General features: G+C 51.5%; 16 protein-coding genes. 5 read left to right on the plus strand and 11 right to left on the minus strand.

Going from position 1 to position 20,969, the window contains the following annotated elements:
• The first annotated feature begins 9 nt into the window (after nucleotides 1–9).
• Nucleotides 10–189: a tautomerase family protein gene (locus IOQ59_RS02390; protein WP_193951662.1), complete on the plus strand. Its 180-nt coding sequence runs from the start codon at nucleotides 10–12 to the stop codon at nucleotides 187–189.
• A gap of 57 nt (nucleotides 190–246) precedes the next feature.
• Here IOQ59_RS02390 and IOQ59_RS02395 read toward each other — a convergent pair whose 3' ends face one another.
• Together IOQ59_RS02395 and thiC are read right to left on the minus strand one after the other, a co-directional pair.
• Entirely contained in the window at nucleotides 247–861 is a 615-nt protein-coding gene (locus IOQ59_RS02395) for an OmpW family outer membrane protein (RefSeq protein WP_193951663.1), read from the minus strand.
• A gap of 528 nt (nucleotides 862–1,389) precedes the next feature.
• Nucleotides 1,390–3,267, minus strand: coding sequence for a phosphomethylpyrimidine synthase ThiC (gene thiC / locus IOQ59_RS02400; RefSeq protein ID WP_193951664.1), 1,878 nt, complete (start codon nucleotides 3,265–3,267; stop codon nucleotides 1,390–1,392).
• Nucleotides 3,268–3,565: 298 nt separating this feature from the next.
• On the opposite strand from thiC, the gene IOQ59_RS02405 reads away from it, so the two are divergent.
• The 3 genes from IOQ59_RS02405 to IOQ59_RS02415 all read left to right on the plus strand — a co-directional run bounded on the left by IOQ59_RS02405 (nucleotide 3,566) and on the right by IOQ59_RS02415 (nucleotide 9,718).
• Entirely contained in the window at nucleotides 3,566–5,548 is a 1,983-nt protein-coding gene (locus tag IOQ59_RS02405) for a methyl-accepting chemotaxis protein (RefSeq protein WP_193951665.1), read from the plus strand.
• 209 nt (nucleotides 5,549–5,757) lie between these two features.
• Nucleotides 5,758–6,792 carry a YeiH family protein gene (locus tag IOQ59_RS02410; RefSeq protein ID WP_193951666.1) on the plus strand — a complete coding sequence of 345 codons (1,035 nt, stop codon included), beginning with the start codon at nucleotides 5,758–5,760 and terminating at the stop codon, nucleotides 6,790–6,792.
• A 172-nt stretch (nucleotides 6,793–6,964) separates the two neighbouring features.
• On the plus strand, nucleotides 6,965–9,718 hold the full coding sequence (locus IOQ59_RS02415; RefSeq protein WP_193951667.1) for a response regulator: 2,754 nt from the start codon (nucleotides 6,965–6,967) through the stop codon (nucleotides 9,716–9,718).
• A gap of 35 nt (nucleotides 9,719–9,753) precedes the next feature.
• Here the strand turns inward: IOQ59_RS02415 and IOQ59_RS02420 are convergent, their stop codons facing one another.
• Nucleotides 9,754–11,265: a sigma-54-dependent transcriptional regulator gene (locus tag IOQ59_RS02420; RefSeq protein ID WP_193951668.1), complete on the minus strand. Its 1,512-nt coding sequence runs from the start codon at nucleotides 11,263–11,265 to the stop codon at nucleotides 9,754–9,756.
• A gap of 106 nt (nucleotides 11,266–11,371) precedes the next feature.
• On the opposite strand from IOQ59_RS02420, the gene IOQ59_RS02425 reads away from it, so the two are divergent.
• On the plus strand, nucleotides 11,372–12,865 hold the full coding sequence (locus IOQ59_RS02425) for a SpoIIE family protein phosphatase (protein WP_193951669.1): 1,494 nt from the start codon (nucleotides 11,372–11,374) through the stop codon (nucleotides 12,863–12,865).
• Here IOQ59_RS02425 and IOQ59_RS02430 read toward each other — a convergent pair.
• From IOQ59_RS02430 to IOQ59_RS02465, 8 genes are all read right to left on the minus strand, one after another.
• A complete protein-coding gene (locus tag IOQ59_RS02430) occupies nucleotides 12,862–13,578 on the minus strand; it encodes a P-loop NTPase family protein (RefSeq protein WP_193951670.1) in 717 nt (238 codons plus the stop codon). The two genes, IOQ59_RS02425 and IOQ59_RS02430, sit on opposite strands and share 4 nt — an antisense overlap.
• Before the next feature lie 36 nt (nucleotides 13,579–13,614).
• The gene (locus tag IOQ59_RS02435; RefSeq protein ID WP_193951671.1) at nucleotides 13,615–15,714 is read right to left on the minus strand and encodes an SLBB domain-containing protein; all 2,100 of its coding nucleotides are present in this window, start codon (nucleotides 15,712–15,714) and stop codon (nucleotides 13,615–13,617) included.
• Nucleotides 15,711–16,106 (minus strand): hypothetical protein, encoded by a 396-nt coding sequence (locus IOQ59_RS02440; protein ID WP_193951672.1) that lies wholly within the window; start codon nucleotides 16,104–16,106, stop codon nucleotides 15,711–15,713. The genes IOQ59_RS02435 and IOQ59_RS02440 overlap by 4 nt, the downstream gene beginning before the upstream one ends.
• 2 nt (nucleotides 16,107–16,108) lie before the next feature.
• Nucleotides 16,109–16,411, minus strand: a complete 303-nt coding sequence (locus tag IOQ59_RS02445; RefSeq protein WP_193951673.1) for an STAS domain-containing protein — start codon at nucleotides 16,409–16,411, stop codon at nucleotides 16,109–16,111.
• A gap of 155 nt (nucleotides 16,412–16,566) precedes the next feature.
• Nucleotides 16,567–17,205: a sugar transferase gene (locus IOQ59_RS02450; RefSeq protein WP_193951674.1), complete on the minus strand. Its 639-nt coding sequence runs from the start codon at nucleotides 17,203–17,205 to the stop codon at nucleotides 16,567–16,569.
• Nucleotides 17,202–18,380 (minus strand): glycosyltransferase family 2 protein, encoded by a 1,179-nt coding sequence (locus tag IOQ59_RS02455; RefSeq protein WP_193951675.1) that lies wholly within the window; start codon nucleotides 18,378–18,380, stop codon nucleotides 17,202–17,204. The genes IOQ59_RS02450 and IOQ59_RS02455 overlap by 4 nt, the downstream gene beginning before the upstream one ends.
• A 1-nt stretch (nucleotide 18,381) precedes the next feature.
• Complete coding sequence (locus IOQ59_RS02460) at nucleotides 18,382–19,482, minus strand: glycosyltransferase (protein WP_193951676.1); 1,101 nt, start codon at nucleotides 19,480–19,482, stop codon at nucleotides 18,382–18,384.
• Nucleotides 19,479–20,963, minus strand: coding sequence for a GumC family protein (locus IOQ59_RS02465; protein WP_193951677.1), 1,485 nt, complete (start codon nucleotides 20,961–20,963; stop codon nucleotides 19,479–19,481). The genes IOQ59_RS02460 and IOQ59_RS02465 overlap by 4 nt, the downstream gene beginning before the upstream one ends.
• Between the last annotated feature and the right edge of the window lie 6 nt (nucleotides 20,964–20,969).

The following is a 20,969-nucleotide window of genomic DNA, read 5'->3' on the forward strand; positions in this document are numbered from 1 at the left end:
GTGATGGCTATGCCAGTTGCAAGAATAGATCTGCTGGAAGTATGCAGCGAAGAACAGAAAGCACGACTCGTGCGTGATGTGGAGCAGGCGATCAGCGATGCGATTACAGTGCCTGTAGATCGGGTAAAGATCGTCCTGATTGATCAGACCCTGATAGGGACGGCGGGTATTGATGATCATCGCCATTGAGGTACGTTATAAAAAACGCCGCGACACAGCGCGGCGTTTTCTAGATGGGAAGCGGTCTTAGTATTTGTAACCCACGCCAACCATGTATACCCAAGGGTCGAGCGCAACGGTACCGATGTCCGCACCGTTCAGACTCGCATCGGAATCGATGTCGATGTACCAAACCGCAGCGTTCAGTACCACGTTATCAGACACTGCGTAATCAACCCCGGCCTGAGCTGCCAAGCCCCAGGAATCATCCAGTTTCAGATTTCCCAGTGTACTTTCTTCAGAGAAGAACGTGGTGTAGTTCACACCCACGCCAACATACGGCTGTACGGCAGATTGATTGTCCATTGGGTAATACTGCAGAGACAGCGTTGGTGGCAGGTGTTTTGTTTCACCAATTTTGGCGCCGTTTGAGGTGATGTCATGTTTAAACGGTGTCGCTGCCAACAGTTCCAGACCTAGCTTATCGGTCAACATATAAGACGCAGTGATACCCAGCTGTTCGTTGTTGCCTAGGCCCCCATTCAGAGTATCCAGCGTGCTTCCCGCTTCCATCGTTTCATTCGGCTGCACAGACGCGATACCCGCACGAACAATGATGTCACCCGCTTCATATGCGGATGCTGCGGAAGAGGCTGCCAATACAACGGCACCGATTAGGGTAGATACGGCTGTTTTTTTCATGAGTGCGCTCCATAGCGGTAATGCTCAATTCAAGTTGGGGGCATTTAACCACTGGACGCGCGGGGTTTTATTGATCTGGATTCGAGGTTTTTAGCTGTATCTTCCACACAAGTGCGGTTCTTGTCATATGTCAAGAAAGGCGATTTGATGACTCTAAAAATCATTTTTAAATCATAATCTTAGCTTATATCAATGAACGCTGATATAGCGTGTTCATCACAGCAGTTTGGGCGAATCTGTCATGTGGATTGGCGTGAATGTTGAGGGGTATTTATTACAGTTAGTAACCGTAATTAGGGGTGAACTGTCCGTGTTAGGGCTGAATATTGGCAGTTCTTACCGTTGGTGCACATTCTAGCGTATGCCAAGGCACAAAAAAGACACTATCACGACGTGGATTAGCTGAGCATGAACCAGCGCATGGGTCGGATCGTCGCGATAGCGTGGGCCAACAATGGCCAGGTTGGTGGTATTGCGTCTTTAGCCAAATCCCCGGTGTATTCATTTGAATACACCGGGCTGTCTCGATTAAACCTTGTGATAGATTTCAGCACCTGATTCTTTAAATTCTGCGGACTTCGCCTGCATCCCTTCATCCGCTTTTGCGTTGATGGCTGCTACCTGCTCGGCATCCAGATCACGTACTTCCTGCGAGATCTTCATGGAACAGAACTTCGGTCCGCACATGGAGCAGAAGTGCGCCACTTTTGCAGAATCCTTTGGCAGTGTTTCATCGTGATACGCACGCGCAGTATCCGGGTCCAGGCCGATGTTGAACTGATCTTCCCAACGGAATTCAAAGCGCGCTTTAGACATCGCATTATCGCGAATCTGTGCACCCGGATGACCTTTCGCCAGATCCGCTGCGTGCGCTGCGATCTTGTAGGTGATGATGCCTTCTTTTACATCCGCTTTGTTCGGCAGGCCCAGATGTTCTTTCGGTGTCACGTAACACAACATGGCACAACCGTACCAGCCGATCATGGCCGCACCGATACCGGATGTGATGTGGTCGTAACCTGGTGCGATGTCAGTGGTCAATGGGCCAAGCGTGTAGAACGGTGCTTCATGGCATTCGGTCAGCTGCTTGTCCATGTTCTCTTTGATCATGTGCATTGGCACATGTCCCGGACCTTCGATCATCACCTGTACGTCGTATTCCCATGCGATCTTGGTCAGCTCGCCCAGTGTTTCCAGCTCGGCAAACTGCGCTTCATCGTTAGCATCGTAAACAGAGCCCGGACGTAAGCCGTCACCCAGAGAGAACGACACATCGTAAGCTGCACAGATCTCACAGATCTCACGGAAGTGGGTGTAGAGGAAGTTCTCTTCGTGGTGGGCAAGACACCATTTCGCCATGATGGAACCACCGCGGGATACGATACCTGTCATGCGTTTCGCGGTCATTGGCACGTAGCGCAACAGAACACCGGCGTGAATGGTGAAGTAATCAACACCTTGTTCTGCCTGCTCGATCAGCGTATCGCGGAACACTTCCCAGTTCAGGTCTTCAGCAACACCGCTGACTTTTTCCAATGCCTGGTAGATCGGTACAGTACCGATAGGAACCGGAGAGTTACGCAGAATCCATTCACGGGTTTCGTGAATGTTCTTACCGGTGGACAGGTCCATGATGGTGTCCGCACCCCAGCGCGTACCCCAGGTCATTTTGTCCACTTCTTCGTCGATAGAGGAGGTGACAGCAGAGTTGCCGATGTTGCCGTTGATCTTCACCAGGAAGTTGCGGCCGATGATCATTGGCTCCACTTCAGGGTGGTTGATGTTCAGAGGGATAATTGCACGGCCTTCCGCGACCTCTTTGCGTACAAACTCCGGAGTGATCTCTTCCGGCAGCTGCGCGCCAAAGCTGTGGCCCGGATGCTGTTCTGCAACCACGTTACCTTCCGCTTTGGATTTTGCCAGTTTCATGTTTTCACGGATGGCGATGTATTCCATCTCCGGCGTCACAATGCCCTGACGTGCGTAGTGCAGCTGTGTGACATTTTTACCCGGCTTAGCACGCAGTGGCTTACGGGTCAGCTGGAAGCGTAGTTCATCCAGACGCAGGTCCGCAGCACGGACACGACCGTACTCAGAGGTCAGCGCATCTAGCTGTTCGGTATCGTTACGTTCCTGAATCCAGTTGGCGCGCAGGGGTTCAAGACCTTTGTGCAGATCGATCTTTGCTGCCGGGTCGGTGTAAGGCCCGGAGGTATCGTACACGTACAGTGGATCGTTCTTTTCGCCGCCGAAATCGGTGGGCGTATCATCCAGAGTGATTTCACGCATCGGCACCTGAATGTCAGGACGGCTGCCTTCTACGTATACCTTGCGGGACTTTGGAAAGGGCTGAACAGAGTCGTTCGCAACCTTGGATACTTCACCCTGTACCTGTTTATCTGACATAGAACTACCACCTTATCTTTATGCTGTTGTTATTGTCGGGCGAGCTGATTACAGAGGATATTCCGCCCGTTAGCGTGGGATTTACTATAGCGAGGGCAAATCTTGCTTGGTTAGGTCCAGAATCTGGTCCCCCTCAGGGCCAGAGTCATACGTCTTTACTAGGTTATTGGCGCACGAGGGATGGGGCCAGTCCTGAAGCCCAGGTGAGACCAGACCCCTAAAATATGGGGTTTTCGTTGTCAGTATTCGACAAATTGCTTAGTTTCAGAAGGATGTCAAAACGACGGAGATGTGGACGATGCAGTTGAAGGTATCCCATAAAATTACCTTAGGTTTTTCCTTTTTAGTGTTTTCGATCATGTTGGTCGGAGGTGGTGGATTATGGGGTGCGGGTACGATCAGTCGTGGTCTGGATCAGGTCACTAACCAATCCTTACCTACCGTATCGGGCAGTTTGAAGCAGATGATTACACTGCAACAGGCAAATCTCGCTCTGTTGTCGGTGATGTCAGACGACAAAGATAAAACGTTTCGAGCGACCCAACAAAAGCAGTTTAACGAGCAGATAAAAGTCTTTCAGACCCGTCTGACCGAGTTGGCAGAGCAATACGATCTCTCTTTGGAACAGAAACAGCAGTTAAAAGTCGCATCCGAGACTGAAGCAAAGTTTTCAAAAGCCGCACTGCAGGCGATGGCACTGCATGAGCAACGCCTGATGCTGTCTGAGCGTGTGCGTCAGAAAGAGAGTAGCTTTCAGCGTAAAACCGATACGCTCAATACCTGGGGACAAAAATACATCAACCAAAACACTGAGAGTGAACGGTTGGTGCGAATCCGTAGCTTCATGCGCGCAGCGAATGCGCATCGTACTCAGCTGATCAATTTCCGTCAGCATCGGGATATGCCTCGTTTTGATAAAGAACTGAAGGGTAGCGAGGGTGAGTTAACGAAAACACTGGCGTCACTGAGCAGTATTGATCCAAAAGCCAAGCGGATCGGACGTTTGGTGGATGACCTGGTGACCGATCTGTACGGTGAGAAAGGCATGGTGGCTCTGTACCGTGAGTCGTACCAGAAAGATAAGCAACTGACTCAGCAGCTGGCGGACGTTCACCAATTGCAGTCGCAAGCGCAAGGTGTCGTAGACGGATTTATCACAACCTCATTGGATCAGGCTGCTAATCGCAAAGCTGAAGCGGATAACAGCTCTGAGATCACTCAGACCCTGATTGTGGGTTTGCTGGTTGGCAACCTGGTGTTGGCTGTACTCATCGCGATGCTGACCGTACGCAGCATTCATCAGCCCCTGTTAGCAACGGTAAAAAGCCTGCGCTTGCTGGCTGAAGGGGATATGCGGACCACATTTGACGCAACCCGGAAGGACGAGTTTGGTGATCTGGGCCGGGCGTTGAATGAAGTGGTTGCCAACCTGCATGATATCTTGCAAGAGATCACCAATGGCTCAGAGCAGTTAAGTACGGTTGCCGAGAGCAATGCAGTGACCAGTCGTCAGACACATCGTGCGATGGGACAGCAGAGTGAACAGCTTACAATTACCGCTTCAGCTTCTGAAGAGATGGAGTTGATGGTGCAGGAGGTAAGCCAGTTTGCGCGCACGACATTGGATGCGGTGCATAACTGCGAACAGCTGAGTGTGGATGCGGATCAGCACGTGCAGCATACCGTTAGCAGCATTCAGCAGCAGGCGCAGGATATCTCCCAAGCGGTGAATCTGAGTGACCAGTTGAGCCAGTACAGTAATCAGATCGGAACCATTCTGGATACCATCGGTGATATTGCCCAGCAAACTAACTTGCTGGCTCTCAACGCTGCGATTGAAGCCGCGCGTGCCGGAGAGCAGGGCAGAGGTTTTGCGGTTGTGGCGGATGAGGTCCGTGAACTGGCCCGCCGTACACAGAACTCCACGCAGGAAATTCAGGAGATGGTGGAGAACATGCAGGGCAGTATTGGCAAGGTTGTGTCTGTCATGCAGCAAAGTGTGGGGCAGAGTGAATCCTGTGTGAACTATGCTCACAGTTCTCAGCAAGCGCTACTGGATATGAAAGATGCGATCAGCAATATTCGCAGTATGAGCACGCAGATTACCGAAGCCACCGGTCAGCAAAATGAGGCGGTCGAGGAGATGGCACGCACGTTGGAACAGATCAATGCAGCAGCGAGTGAAACGGCTGATGGCGCAGAGAAGGTCTCCACTCACAGTGATGATCTGTTACAAATCTCCCAGCAACAGAAAGAGCTGATCGGTCGCTTTATCGTCTGATCACCGCCTTTCCAATCTCAGTTATGTTTCCCTCACCAGTCACTTAGGTTTATTCCCTAAGTGACTGGTACTAAAGGTTTAGTAAACCTGTGCCTAATCTATTCTCTGGCATAACCATATACTCGATTGATTCACGTATACTTTTATCCGTTTTTGCTGCATTGCACCTTGTGTAAACACAGTAGAATCGAATCAATCCGGAGCACCTCATGGCAACATCGCAGCAAGGTACTTTTTTCGACAGAATGGCCGCACGGGAATGGTTATCGACCATTATGCCGGGGCTGATGCTGTGTTTTGTGGTGGGTATGGCCGCAAAGTTTGTATCCGAACACTACGGCGGTCCGACGATCCTCTATGCATTGCTGATGGGTATGTCTCTGAACTATCTGTCCGAAGAGGGGCGTTGTGCGCCTGGTATTCAGTTTGCCGCTAAATCGGTCCTGCGTTTTGGTATTGCACTACTGGGTGCGCGTATTACCTTTGAGCAGTTGCTGGGCTTGGGCGTAACGCCCATCGCAATTGTGGTGGTGGGTGTCCCTGCGACGATTATCTTCGGTGTGCTCTGTGGCCGCTGGCTGGGTATGAGTAAAAACCAGAGTATCTTGTCTGGTGCAGCCGTAGGTATCTGTGGTGCTTCTGCGGCCTTGGCGGTCTCTGCGGTATTGCCCCAGAACAAAGAGTCCGAAAAGAATCTGATCTTTACGGTGATCGGTGTAACAGCGCTGAGTACGGTGGCGATGATTGCCTACCCATTGGTGGTGACAGGTTTAGATCTGAATCCTGCGGAAAGTGGTATTTTCCTTGGGGCGACGATCCATGATGTTGCTCAGGTTGTTGGTGCCGGTTACATGATGTCCGACGATATCGGCGACGTTGCTACGTTTACCAAACTGTTACGTGTGGCTGCGCTGGTACCGGTCGTGGTGGTGATCTCTTTGCTGGTGGCCCGGAAATCAGCCGGTGGTGGAGAGTCTGGAAAATCATCTTTGCCACTGCCAGGGTTCTTGATTGCGTTTATCATTATTGTAACGCTGAACAGCACCTTGCCGATCCCTGAAGTGGTGACTGCAGGGATGACTGAATTGTCCCGCTGGTGTCTGATTATCGCTATGGTGGGTCTGGGTATGAAGGCATCGTTCAAAGAGTTGGCGACGATGGGTTGGCAGCCGATCATCTTGCTGGTTTCTGAAACGATCTTCCTCGCTGCACTGGTTGCAATTTGGTTGTACTGCGTTCGCTAATTTGAATGGAGCCTGTGTACGGGGATATTGTTGAACCGTACGCAGGCTAATCTCTATACCTCGCTCCTGATCACCTTTCACTTCTCACCTCCTATCTGATTCGAACTACACTGTATGCTAAACTCGCCGTTATGGGTTCAGTGCGTCAGTAAGGAATGGAGCAGTAGAAGGGATGAATAAACGCGTTTTATTAGTTGATGACGAGCCTGCCATTGTCGCTGCACTAAGCCGCACTCTGAGGAATCGAGGTTACGATGTGGTCGGCGCTCATTGTAGCTCCGAAGCATTTCACTTAATGGACGTTTCGCCAGCGGCTGTTGTGATATCTGATTACCAAATGCCCTGTATGCGAGGCACTGAGTTACTGGGGCGTATCGAAGCACGTTGGCCGGAAACAGTACGCATGATTCTGAGCGGATACGCCGATTACAATACGGTGATGGAAGCGATTGAAAGCGGTGTCGTGCATAAGTTTCTTGCGAAACCCTGGGACAATAACGAGCTGCTTGAGCAGCTAGAAGAAGCGTTTACATTTTATGACGGTCTATCAGTCGATGTAGCCGATACACCTGCATCCGCCCCCTCAATAAAACGCCCGATATCTGATCAGGTACCGGTATCCAACACCATTGTCACAGATCGGCTCACGCCGGAAGCTGTTCAGCTGAAAACCATGCTGGATACCGTCGTGGATGGCATCGCTACGGTTGATAATCACGGGGTGATGTTATCTGTTAACAAAGCAGTTGATCGTATCTTTGGATACAACACAGATGAGTTAGTTGGTAATCATCTGGCTATGTTGGTACCCAGTCGACCAGAAGACAAATCTAACTGCGTAAAGTCAGACCTACTCAGCGATATTACAGGTGTTCCCAGGAACATTGCGGGACTGCGTAAGAACGGTGAAGCGTTTCCGATGGAGTTGTCTGTGACCCCTATGCAGATTATGGGACAAAAACGCTTTCTCGCGGTGATCACGGATACCAGCCGACGGATGGCGGCAGAGCGTCAGAATCAGCTTTTGTTAAAAAGTCTCGACAGCTGTCAGGACGGATACGCCTTATTTGGGCCCGGTGATCGCTTGCTGTACTGCAATCAGCAGTTTCGCCAGCTCTACCAATCGTGTGCGACAGGTCCTGTCAAAGGCGTGACGTACGAAGATTTTTTTACAGATTGCATCAACAGCGGGCTCTACCCAGCCGCCGAAGACCAAAAGTACTGGTTGAACCAGTTGCTGGAAGCACATGCCACGCTGCCGATGGTTCGTGTGGAGGAGATCAGTCCTGGTCGTTGGATACAGATCCATGAAACACGAGCGGATAACGGCAGTTTGATCGTTTTCCATATCGATATTAGTCAGCTAAAAATAGCGGAAAACTCATTACGTGACGCGGTTGGCAGAGCGGTTGATGCCAATGAAGCGAAAAGCCGTTTCCTGGCGATGATGAGTCATGAAATTCGTACACCGCTAAACGGTGTGTTGGGGCTTCTTCAGCTGCTTCAGGAAGAAAATTTATCGGGTGAGCAGCAGGAATATATTGAGACAGCACTGGTCTCGGGACGCAGTTTGCTGACGATTATTTCCGATATTCTGGATTTCTCTAAGATGGAGGCGGGGAAGATGGAGCTTCATCCAGTATCTTGTCATCTGTCATCTTTGACCAAAGAGCTAAGACAGTTGCTGAGTCCGCGTGTGGAAGAGAAATCGATCCGTTTGGTTGTCCGTATTGATCCGGCAGTGCCTGAGTATGTTCGGGTTGATCATCAACGCTTACGTCAGGTGCTACTAAATCTGCTTGGGAATGCGATTAAATTCACCGATTACGGTGAAGTGAGTCTGAGTGTTGTGCGTCAGCAAGATGGACGGATCCGCTTTGCGGTGGATGATACGGGTATTGGTATTCCTGATGATCAGCAAGATCGTGTGTTTGGGGAGTTTAATAGCGGTTTATCTCCAGTGGATAACAAGGTGCATGAAGGCACGGGACTCGGGTTGGCCATCAGCCGCCATCTGATTAATTTGATGGACGGTGAACTTCAGTTTTCAAGTCAGGATCAGCAAGGCAGCCATTTTTGGTTTTCATTGCAGCTTGAAACAGTGTGTGAACCCGCAGTGCAACATTCCAAATCACAGAGTGGAGAGCCTGTTCTTAGGGGATCTGTTCTGTTGGTTGAAGACAGCGCGACGAACCGGCTGGTGGCGAAAACCATGCTGGAAAAGGGCGGATTAACTGTAACTTGTGCAGAAGACGGTTATAGGGCACTGGAGCTTTGTCAGGTTCAGCGTTTTGATCTTGTGTTGATGGATATATCTATGCCAGGCATTGATGGGTTGGAAACTACCGCCCGGATCCTGCAGTTACCGGATTGGAATCTGGCGCCGATTGTCGCGCTGACTGCCTACGCCATGCCCGGAGACCGGGAATGTTTTTTGAAGCAGGGCATGAGTGATTATGTTGAAAAACCGATCGATAAACAGCGCTTGCTCAAGGTGATTGGGCGGTATCTGCAAACGGATGAGGTGATTGAGCCGGAACAGCGCGATCCTAATTCGGACAGCCTCATGGAGCCAGAGCGGCTGAAAAGGTTAGCGGAGGATACGTCTTATGAGATGGTACCCGAGCTGGCCCAGGTTTTTCTGGATGACAGTGGAGAGCGTTTACAGAGCCTATCTGAAATGACGCGACCATTTCTGCCCGAGAATCACGCTGAGATTGAGCGTCATATGCATACATTAGGGAGCAGCGCGGCGTTGTACGGTCTGACAGTGTTCCATGATCAGTCACGTTGCCTGGAACATGCATGTCAGGCCGGTGACTATGCTCTGGTTGAGAAAGGCCTGACTGAGTTTATCGAGCTGGGGCAACAGAGTCGTCATACGTTGGCAGAGGTTATCAAAGGATGGTCAGCCTCGCGGGTGTAAGGTACCGGCGAGGCGAGTAATACAGGATGAATAACTCAGCGTTCCTTCCAGCTATTACGTTTCCGATAAATGGTCGCGGCGCTGATTTGAAGGTAATGTGCGGCCGTTGGAATATTCCCACCACACAGATCGATGGCCCTTTCAATGGCTTCACGTTCAAGCTCAGCGATGGGGCGGATCAGTGTTTCTAGTCTATCCGTATCTTCCTGTGGCTGCGTGTTTGTAAACGACGCCTGGTGCACTTGATCGCCTGTTGGCGGGGTCGCCAATGGCGGAGTGTAGGTCGGTTCGACATATGCAGCAGGTTGAACCGGTGTGTTGTACTGCGCGGGGGCAGGTGGTGATAGGTTCCGATTCAGAGGCTGAGTGCTATAGCTATCTAATGGCGCGGGCAACATGCAAGACGTGACGGTTTCACCTTTGTTCAGCACGACAATATTACGCACCACATTTTGTAACTGCCTTACGTTGCCGGGCCAGTTGTAATTACTGAGAACTAGCTCCGTTTCGGGATCAAAGCATTTAAAGCCTTTTTTCTCTTCGTTTGCATACTGTTCTAAGAAATTACGTGCGATCTCCACGACATCGTTGTCACGCTCACGCAGCGGTGGAAGGTGGATGGGTAATACGTGCAGACGGTAATACAGGTCTTCCCGGAAATGACCGGCCTGTACCTCTGCCATCGGGTCTTTGTTGCTTGCGCAGAGAATTCTGACATCCACTTTTTCAGTTCGGTCGCTACCCACTTTCTGCAGCGTTCCTGTTTGCAGAAACCGCAGGAGCTTCGATTGAAGTGACAGCTCCATCTCACAGATCTCATCAAGGAACAGTGTGCCTCCCTGAGCAGCCCGAGCCGCACCATCGCGATCACTGACGGCACCAGTAAACGCACCTTTTACATGACCAAAGATTTCACTTTCAATCAGATCCTTGGGAATTGCACCGCAGTTGAGTGCTATGAAAGGGGCTTTGGCACGTTCACTACGCTGATGGATTGCCTCAGCGCAGACCTCTTTACCTGTTCCGCTTTCGCCCGTGATAAACACAGTCGCTTGCGACGATGCAGCGCTGTCGATCACCTGATATACCCGCTGCATGGCTAGGGATGAGCCTATGAAACCGCAGAATTGATGGCGGTCGATCTCTTCCCGGTAGGTTTCGACAATCCGTTGCAGGCTCTGGCTTTCAAAGCAGTTTTTCAGAGTCGTGAGCAAACGATCTTTGTTAAAGGGTTTGACCAGATAATCGCGGGCACCGAGTCGCATCGCTTCAATGGCGGTATTCATAGAGCAATCGCCGGTGGTGACGATCACCTCCAGAGGCAGCTCTTCATCGCTGACACGTTTCAGAATATCCAGACCATTCATGTCCGGTAGAGTCAGATCCAGCAAGATGCCATCAAAGCCGCCCCGATCCAGTGCTTGTAGCGCATCGTTACCGGTTTCCACATGTTGAACGTTGTAATCGAGACCCGTCAGGTAGCCACGATAGACGGCGGCCATAGAACGATCATCTTCAACGATCAAAATCTCTGTATTTGCAGGCATCAGCTTCCCTCTAGAGCCAGTAAACAGGCTATAGTATAGTCTAAGTTAGGGTTCACTGAAGCAGTAAATGTGTCTGATTTTTAGATAGTTACAAGGAGGAACAGGGATGAAGACCTTGTTGGCAGAGTGGCACGGTAAGCCTCAGTTTGAGGACGCCCGACGAATTCGTGAAGCCTTGGTTGATGTGCTGTCGAAACATGGGGTGGAGCAGGTAAATGATTTCCTGTTGGCCGCTTCGGAGCTGATTGTAAATTTAACCCGCTATCCCAACCCCAAACCCAATCAGCTCTGTCTGCGGTTTAGCCGCGATGAATATTTCTGGTGGCTGGAATTATTGGACGATGGCCCGAGCTTTAGCAATTTTAGCCAGCAGATCAATCACCCTGATTTACTGGAAGCTGCCGAGAGTGGAATGGGCCTGAAACTGCTGGCCAGTCATTTTGATGATATCTCCTACGTTCCCGCCTGTTACCGTGAAGATGGTATGAACGTCATGCTGTTGCGACAGCCGATAGGCAAAGGGCCGCAGCTTAAGCGCGTACTGATTGTGGACGATGATCCTGTATGGCGGGCGGTCCTTTCAGGCTATCTGGAGGGGCATTATCAAGTGATCGTCGCCGATTCAGCGACACAGGCGTTTCAACTGATTCTTCAGGATAAGCCCGATCTGGTGATCTGTGATCTGAAGATGCCGGAGCACGATGGATCGGTACTCTTTGATTGGATATCTCATATCCCTCAAGTTGCGACGACGGCCTTCATTTACCTGTCAGGATGTGACGATGCCACGCTGATTGAAAATGCGGTCAGCCGTCCCATTGATGATTTTCTGCACAAACCCGTGAATAAAGCGGAGTTATTACAAACTCTGGCGCGTGTTTTACTGCGTCGTCAGCATCTGACTGATCAGATTCAGCGTGAGGTTGATCAGAAAATTACGCTGGGTTTGCACCCGTCGTTACCCGATAGCATAGGTCCGTTTAGCTGTGCTCTGCGTACGATTGCGCCTGAATCTGGCGGCGGAGATCTGGTGCTATTGCGAAATTCATTGCTGATTTTTGCTGATCTGATGGGTCATGGTGTACAGGCGAAGGGGTTTGTGTTCGCGTTGGCCGGATATTTACGTGGGTTGTGTGCCGCGACAGCGCGGCAACAGCCCGATGTCGCTGAATTGCTCGCGCAAGTTGCCCTCGGGTTTGATGATGATCCTGTGCTTCAGGAAACACTGGCGACGATCACGGCGCTTGAGCTGGGTGCGGGAGGGACAGTCCGAATTGCCAACGCCGGACAGCCGCAACCGGTTCTGATACGTGATGGGGAGATCACCCGGATTCCGGTGGATGGGCCATTACCCGGACTGCTGGTGGATTCCTACCAAGCGATGGAGCTGGAACTGTTGCCAGGAGATCGACTGGTTTTATTTTCGGACGGCTATCTAGATGCTGCCGAGTGCATGCCTGACATGATGATCAAGCAACTGCAATACTCAGCGACCTTGCCGTTAGGCGCTGCAGCCGATTTTCTGATGCAGGAGACCTTGAACCGGTCGATGCCTCAGGACGACCTAACGTTGATACTGTTGGAGAAAGCTGAACATTAGAGTTCCTGATTCAGTAGGAGAGCGGTGTTGAGCCGTTCACGCAGGCGCGGCATCCACTTTGGAAACCAGCGATCGAAACGGTAGGTTTCCCTGATTAACTCCTGACGCAGGCACGGTGTATGGCAATCGTTCATCACCACCGCAGCGAGTATGGCGCCGCACTGCTTGAGTGTTTCATTGGCTTCATCGACCTGACTTTCAGTGGTAACCCCGCTGAGTATATTGAGCAACGTGCTATCGCTGGCGGCGCAGATGATATCGGCTGGAATATTGTCTTCACGGGGCTGCAGTAGGGCGGGCGTATCACAGATCACCAGTGCATATTGTTGGCGACACTCCGCAAAGAACTGACTCAGTGTGTCCGGGTTATGAAACTCAATGCTTTGACCGGAGATTGCCGGACAGGTCAGCAGGTGGAGGTTAGGGGTATCAGCATGATCATAGGGTTGCACTGCACTTTGCCACTGACCGGACAGCGGTAGCCATTCCGGACGATCACACCCTGCAATCGTATGCAGAGAGGGGGCATAAAGATTGAACTCTATTAATAATACCGATTGCCCCGCCAGCGCCGCCCGTTGAGCGAGCACCCACGCAAGGGTTGAGGTACCGCTACCCTCTGTGGGGCTGCAAACCGCAATCTGTTTCAGGTTCATGCGTTGCATGCGTGTGTAGACGGTTTCCACCGCGGGTGTTTTTTCCAGTGTACACATCGTATATCTCCTTGTTTTTCCGCTTAGGCAACCTGCTTAGAATCCCACGAGACGGGCAAATGAGAAGATCGTGATCGATTCCTGCAGCGTACTGACGACACGATACCAAGTGCTTTGCTCCTTCCCGGGCACATACAAGGTATCACCGGAACGGATCACCGGGAGTTGGCTGTAGTCGCCGGATTTAGCAAAATCAACCAGATCAAACAGGCGGGAATGTGCTTCCCCATCCACCCGATTGACCACCATAATCCGGTCCTGCAGGGCAGAGTTGAGCGGTCCACCTGCTTCCGCTAAAAGGTCCAGAATGGTCATATCATTATCAAAACTGTAGCGGCCGGGACGCGCTACGGCACCTAATACGCGTACCACGGTTTCCTTGGGCTTTTCCAACCAGGCACGTCCACGTTCAGGTACGAAAATCACATCTTCATTGCGTACGTTGGGTAACAGGTTTTCGTCACCGGTTTGGAAGTAGGTATGAAGATTGAGGTGGGTGACCTCTTGTCCCTTCTGACCGCGATGAGTAATACGTACATTGGCCAGATCAGCATGAGCGGTAGGACCTTGTGCGGCCGACAGAATATCCAGAAAATTCAGCTCTTCGTTAAAGGCATACCGCCCGGGTGCGCCGACCTGACCGAAGATATAAATGGAGCGGTCGCTGGACTGACGAATCCATTGGGAGCGGTTGTCGTTTGGATCTTTGGGCAACTCAGGCACGACCACCGTATCGCCGGCACGAACGGCTGGGATCGTCCGAATATCACCGCCTTTATCTAGAAAGCGCTTCAGGTCAAAGCTGATGGATTGAGCCTGACCACCCGGTGCCGCTGTCAATATCTGCAAGTGGGCAGTATCGGCTTGTGCAACCGGTCCACCGGCATGGGCAATCAGATCCAGTAGTGACATCTCATCGGACCATTCGTAGCGACCGGGACGATTGACCGCACCGATAATCCGGATAGCACGGTTCGGATGAACTTTGAGCCAGCTCTTTTCATTCATGTCCGTCTTTTCCGGTATTAGAATCGCATCGCCCGGTTCGATCACGGGCATGGACTGACTGCGGTCGCCATCCATATAGGCTTGCAGGTCGAAGGATTTAACGCTGCCGTCTGCACGCAGGACTCGGATCATACGGGTTTCTGCAAAACGTGTGGGGCCTCCGGCAGTTGCCAGCAGATCATAAAAGCTGGTCTCCTCTTTCATCTCCATCGCGCCGGGTTTGAACACCTCACCCATCACATACACCGTACGGGAACCGCTCTGGACCTGATCAGACGCCTGAGGGATAAAAATCACATCGCCCTGACGAATATCTGGCATCAGTGCCGGGTCCCCGGTATCCAGGTATTCACGCATGTTAAATGGGAACGGGTTACCGTCGTGAATAACGCGGATCTGTTCAATACCCGCGTAACGGGTTACGCCACCGGCACGCATGATCATATCGACAACGGACGCGTGCTTCTTGAACGCAAACGTGCCCGGACGGTGAACCTCGCCAAATACTTTGATCGCTTCACCTTCACGGCCTGCATCTCCGGACGCGGTCAGGGTGCGTGCATCAAACTCAACCTGAACATTACCGATCAGCGGAGAGGCAGGGATGAAAATCTCATCCATCGGTTCCAGCACCGGTAGGCTAGAAGGGTTACCACTGTCCAGATAATGTTTGTAGTCAAATACAATCAGGCCCGACTGTCGACGAATTTGAAGCTTATCCAACTGCGCCCCTTGTGCCAGTCCTCCGGCACTGTTGATGGCCAGTTGCACGTTGGAGTTCAGAGGCAGGTCAACCGGCCCCGGCTTTTTGACATAACCCAGGACCGTCACCGAGAGACGGCGCTCCTGCAAAATAACGTCAAATTTGGTCAGATCTTTGTACACCGCGCTTAATTTTCCGACCAAGATCTGCCGCGCCTCTTGAAGGTTTTTGTCCGCGAGCTTGATTCTGCCGATTTCTGGCATCAATACCTGACCCTCGTGATCGATCTGAAAGCTATCATTGAACGCACCTTCACCGGGAAACTTAACTTTTAGCAGGTCTCCAGGCCTGAGTGTCGTGGCGCTAGCGGGCAGGCTCAGTAAGACACTAAGCAGCATACAGGTGATGAGTTGTAGGCATTTCATATGCAAAGCTCCTGTCCGTTCGGTGCACTACACGATGGCTGCAGCTGGACAAGCTGGTGACGATACGTCTGGTTCATCGCCCGCAGCATGCGCTCAGCCTGTTGTAGCTGGAACAACGAATGTTCGTAGTATCTGGCGCTATACAGGCGCTGGCTCTGTATCATCCGGTGTTCGATCTCGGAGTAGGTTGCAGGATGAAGACGGTCGACTCCCTGATCCAGATGTCGCAGATAGACCTCCAGACAGTGGGCAAGCCGTTCATCATAGTTTTTTTGATGTTCCGGTATTGGGAAGCGTTCAGCGACACCGCCGTTGCCTTCTTCAACCAGATAGAAACATCCGCTATTGATGCTGACCGCCAGTGCCAGCGCAGTGAACAGTCCGGCTTTCATGATCAATGCTCCTGTACGTTGATCGATTGTTCGATTCGCAAATAACGCAATAACTCCAGAGGTTGACCGTGCACACCCGCCAAACTGAGTGATCGATCATTGCTGCGCAGACGTTTGAACAGAAAAACGATGGCGCCGATGCCGGACGAATCAATAAAATCGATCTGGGTCATATCGAGGGTCACGTCATATTTATCTTGTACCAGGCTGTCAAAACGTGGACGCAAAATTTCGACTGCAAGCGCATCCAGTGAACCTTCAAGGCGGAGGGATAGATCATTTGAGGTGTGGGAATGAATTTGCATGGGATGTACTCCTTATCTACGTGTAACTAGATAGGAGCAAATCATATGCCAGCAATTTAACGTGTTGATTTAAAAGGGATGGGGTGAATGTTTCGCAAAATGAAAACAGCAGACAGAGAAGGCTGTTCGCATTTTGCGAAACAAAATAAGATGGGTTATTGGCCGCGACCTCCAACCATGACCCAAAGTGTGCGTACCGCAATTGATAGATCACTGCGTAGCCATGAAAAGAAACCACTCAGGCTTAATGCGTAGGCATGATCCCAAGCCACTTTATTACGCACGTCTTCGATATTTTCATCGTAACCCTGATTGACCTGGGCCAGCCCCGTAATCCCTGGTTTCAGTCCCCAGGTACGTTCAGCAAAGAAAGGGATCGCCGTTTCCAGTTTTTGATAGAAGCCGGGACGTTCCGGACGGGGACCGATCAGAGACATATCTCCGCGCAATACGTTGTAGAGCTGTGGCAATTCATCCAGGCGTGTCTTCCGCAGGAAGCGACCAATAGGCGTGATGCGTGGGTCTTGTTTGGTCGCCCAAACGGCCCCGGTGTGCGCTTCAGCATCCACGCGCATGGTACGAAATTTATACATCCAGAATATTTCCGTGTGGTCCGTGTCCGCGTGACCGATCCGCATCTGTCGAAACAATATAGGACCCGGAGAGCTGATACAGGTGGCCAAAGCGATGAGGGGGAACAGCAAGCCGCAGATCAGCAGCCCCACCAATGCGACAATGACATCCATCGTACGTTTGGCGTGTTGAACCGCAGGTGGAATATATTGAGTATTCATGAGGAGATCTCCTGTGTGGAAACGGGTTTCCAATGGCCCCGTTCTAAACCTGCGATATAGCGCAGGCAGCCGATCAGGCCACAACGGTAGCCGTTGATCAGATAAAAGAGTGTGGTTGTCATATTGGGTAACTGAATGCCGGGGACGCGTGGCAGACTGTAGGCAGCGGTCACCATGACGATTTGAAAGGCACTGATGACCATGAGACTGTCATAGGACAATGCCAGCCAGCCGCACAGTAGCAGTTGCATGAGTAGCAGCATCGGCATTAACGCGCGCAACGCTTTGCCGGAAAAGAAGGCAAAGGCGATGCCACCCAAACGCGGGTTCAGGAGTTCAGGCAAGCGTAGCAATTGCTGCAAATTGCCTGCGGATATCCGCACACGTCGACGCTGATCCATGCTGTCGCTGGCTTTTTCGAGTTCAAGCGCGATGATGTCGGTTTCGTAAACCGCTTGATGGCCCTTAGCCACAATGGACATGGGCAAGACAAAGTCGTCATTGATCGTGTCTGCGGCCAATCGATTGAACAGACGGCGTCGAAAGAAATAAAGCGCACCGTGCACCCCAATCGGACTGCCTAAGCGGGCTTCCGCCTCCAGAATTCGGGTTTGATACTGCCAATATTTTGATTCTCCTGTGCTACCGGGGGTCAGTAGACGGTATGTTGCCGCCACGACGCCCACAGGTGCATGGTTGAAATGCCTTGCTGCGATCTGTAAACCGTCGATGGAAAGCAGTGCTGAGGTATCACTGAGAGCAATCAGCTCCTGATCGATCCGGCTGACCATGTCGTTGAGTACCGCCACTTTTCCCCGATTACGTTTGAACTCAATCACCTCGATATTTAGTTCCCGATTTTCCGGTTCCATTGCGGTAACACGAGCAATGCTGGCGGTTTCGTCAGTACAGCCATCACAAGCGATGATGAGTGTGAAATGAGTAGAAGGATAATCAAGACAGGCCGTATTACGGACTTTGTCGGCAATGACCTCTGCTTCATTGTACGCTGGAACCAGCATGACTATATGGGGGAGCGCTTGAGCCTCTTCCGCCTGGTGTGCAGAGCGTATTGTCGGACGACTCAAATACGTGATGAGCAAGGGATAGCCCACGTGGTGATAAACCACCAATGCCCATAGTAGTAAAAGCAGGCAGAGCAACCAGGTAGCCATTTCAACACTCCTCTGCGACAGGTGGATGGAGCAGGTTAAAATACGCCCGTGCGGTTTTTTCGAGATTACCGGTGCGCAGTACAAATTGGCGCGGGGTGGGTGCTTGATTAGCGTATTGAAAACAGAGTATTGATTGGCGCAGAGCTTCACTGTCGGCGGGTGGGGTCAGACATCCTGAACGGGGGCAGACAATACTGCGGCAGCCGCCTACATCGGTGATGATGACCGGGACTCCGCAGGACTGGGCCTCTAGTGGCGACAGCGGCAATCCCTCGTTTAGGGATGGTAAACAGAATAGATCCAGTGACTGATAGAACGGTACGACATCATCCATAGCGCCCAAAAAATGCACCCGATGAGCAATCCCCAACTTCGTCGCTAACTTCTGTAAGCTCGGGCGTAAGCTACCGTCGCCTGCCAACGCCAATATAGTGTCGTCAGTTTTACTGATCGCATGAAGCAGGTACTTGTGGCCTTTGACCGTTTCAAGGCGTGCGGCGCAGCCGATGATGAGCCCTTCGATAGGCAGGTTTAAGCGTTCACGTTGTTCACGTTTTTTGGCCTCACTCACGGGGACAAAGCGGTTGGTATCGATACCGTTGAGAATGATAGCCGGGTTGCTTTGAGGAAAGTGAAACAATAAGTCTTCAGCAACCGCATCACAGTCAGCGACCAGTGTTGGACGTAAAGTGCGGATCAACCAGCGTTCAAGTCGCGCATTGTCATTGGTATTCAGGTGCCAGGCATCGTGTTCAGTGTGTACATGGCTCTCGACCTGAGCCAGCTTGGCCGCAAAGCCACCATAAAATAACGGTCCGATGTGGTGACTGTGAACAGACGTTGCGTTTAACTCACGCATTTTTAGGTGGAGTCGCCAGATCAACTGAGGGTTTATTCCGGGCGCTTTGTCGAAAAAATGCAGATTGTCTTTTTTAGCGTCCAGACGTGGCCAGTGGGCAATCGCGTTACTGGCCGTTCCTTCCAGACTGAGTATATGAACGTCTGCCCGATCACTCAGCTCATGCATCAGATCTAACGCCATAGTTTCTATTCCGCCGGGTTGCAGGTGTTGTACAACCTGCACAATGACCTTTTTATTCATGATGAGGTATCTCCGGTATGTAACGAAGGGTGAGAAGGGATGCGTGCCAATACCGGCACATTCAATATCTGTTTCAGGGTGTCTTTGCGACGGATGCTGGTATCCAGCAGTTCATTGATGCACGCGAGCCCAAGGCCCAGTCCGAGACCTGCAAGACATCCTGCGATGACAAATACAAACAGCGGTAAATTGATGGGAGCCAGTGGTTCGTAGGGTGGATCAATCAATTTCACCCGTTCACTTTCCTCCGTTTTTCCCAGAGATCCGGTGACGCGCGCCAGTTCATGGCGCTCAGACAGATCCTGATAGATCTTCTGTCGTACCTGAATATCGCGTTTAAGCTCATTCAGACGGCGCTCGTGCTGACCGTACCCGTTAACACGCTGCTGGAGTTTCTCAATCTCTTTGGCAAACGAGCTGACTTCTTTCGTCAGACGTTCGATATGATCATCGGCTTGTTGTAAACGCTCGAGCTGTGAAATCAGCAAGGGATGGCTGTTGGTGCTCTGTTCGGAGGTTTGGCGCGAGCTAGTGGCAATTGCCCACAAACGCTCCAATTGTTCCCGGTCCAGATTGGTGTGGTCGATCGACTGCATGTTTTGCAGTACCCGGCTACGTTCTCGTTCTAATGCCTGCAGTCGGGCCAGAACATTCTGTACGCTGCTGTGCTGATCGGTATAACGCGCCCGCAACTCGGTGAGTTCTGCCATCACGGTCACGATGGATTCTTCAATTTTCCCAATAACCGGGTCCGTTTGTGACAGGCGAATAGCCAGGCTGTATTGCGCGGCCTTAGCTCCGTCGAGTTCAATGCGTCTCTCCGCCAGCACGGACTGCAGTTCTGCCAGCCGTGATACGTTGGCGCTGTGTAGCGTGGGTAATTCGCTGGCGTGTCGGTTTTTGTACTCGGCGAGTGCTGTTTCTGCTGCGAGCAGGTCGGTGCTGCGTTGTTTAAGTTCTTTAGCGAGAAAGTTCTCTGATTGCAGGATAGATGAACGTTGTGGTGCCAGTACCCGTTCGACAAACCGCATACTGATCATCGACAGGGTTTCGACCATGCGTCCGCGTTCCGGCGCACGGTAGGTAATCTGAATCAGATTGTCCCCTACGAGACGCGCTTTTAGAGAACGGGATAACTCGCTGATGATGGTGAGTTTATCTTTTTCATCCATATCATCGTTGATCAGTTCCATCTTCCAGGCCACACCGGCTAACACATGACGGCTATGTAGCAGGGCGGTTAAGGCGTCCATCCGGGCCTTCAGGTTGGTTGCGATGGAGAGGTCTTCCAGAAACGGATTGTGTTGTGATGCTTCCTGAAACAGGATGGTGGTTGAGGTTTCGTATTGTTTTGGCGACAGCACGCCGACCGCGAGACCGATGAATGGCATCAAGAGGGCTGGGATCGCTATCATGTATCTGCGACGCCAGCCTGCCCATAGCAGAGAGGCTAGATTACGGACCAGTGTGCTGCGGATCATGATCGT

Source organism: Pontibacterium sinense (assembly GCF_015209595.1).
Classification (GTDB): domain Bacteria; phylum Pseudomonadota; class Gammaproteobacteria; order Pseudomonadales; family Balneatricaceae; genus Pontibacterium; species Pontibacterium sinense.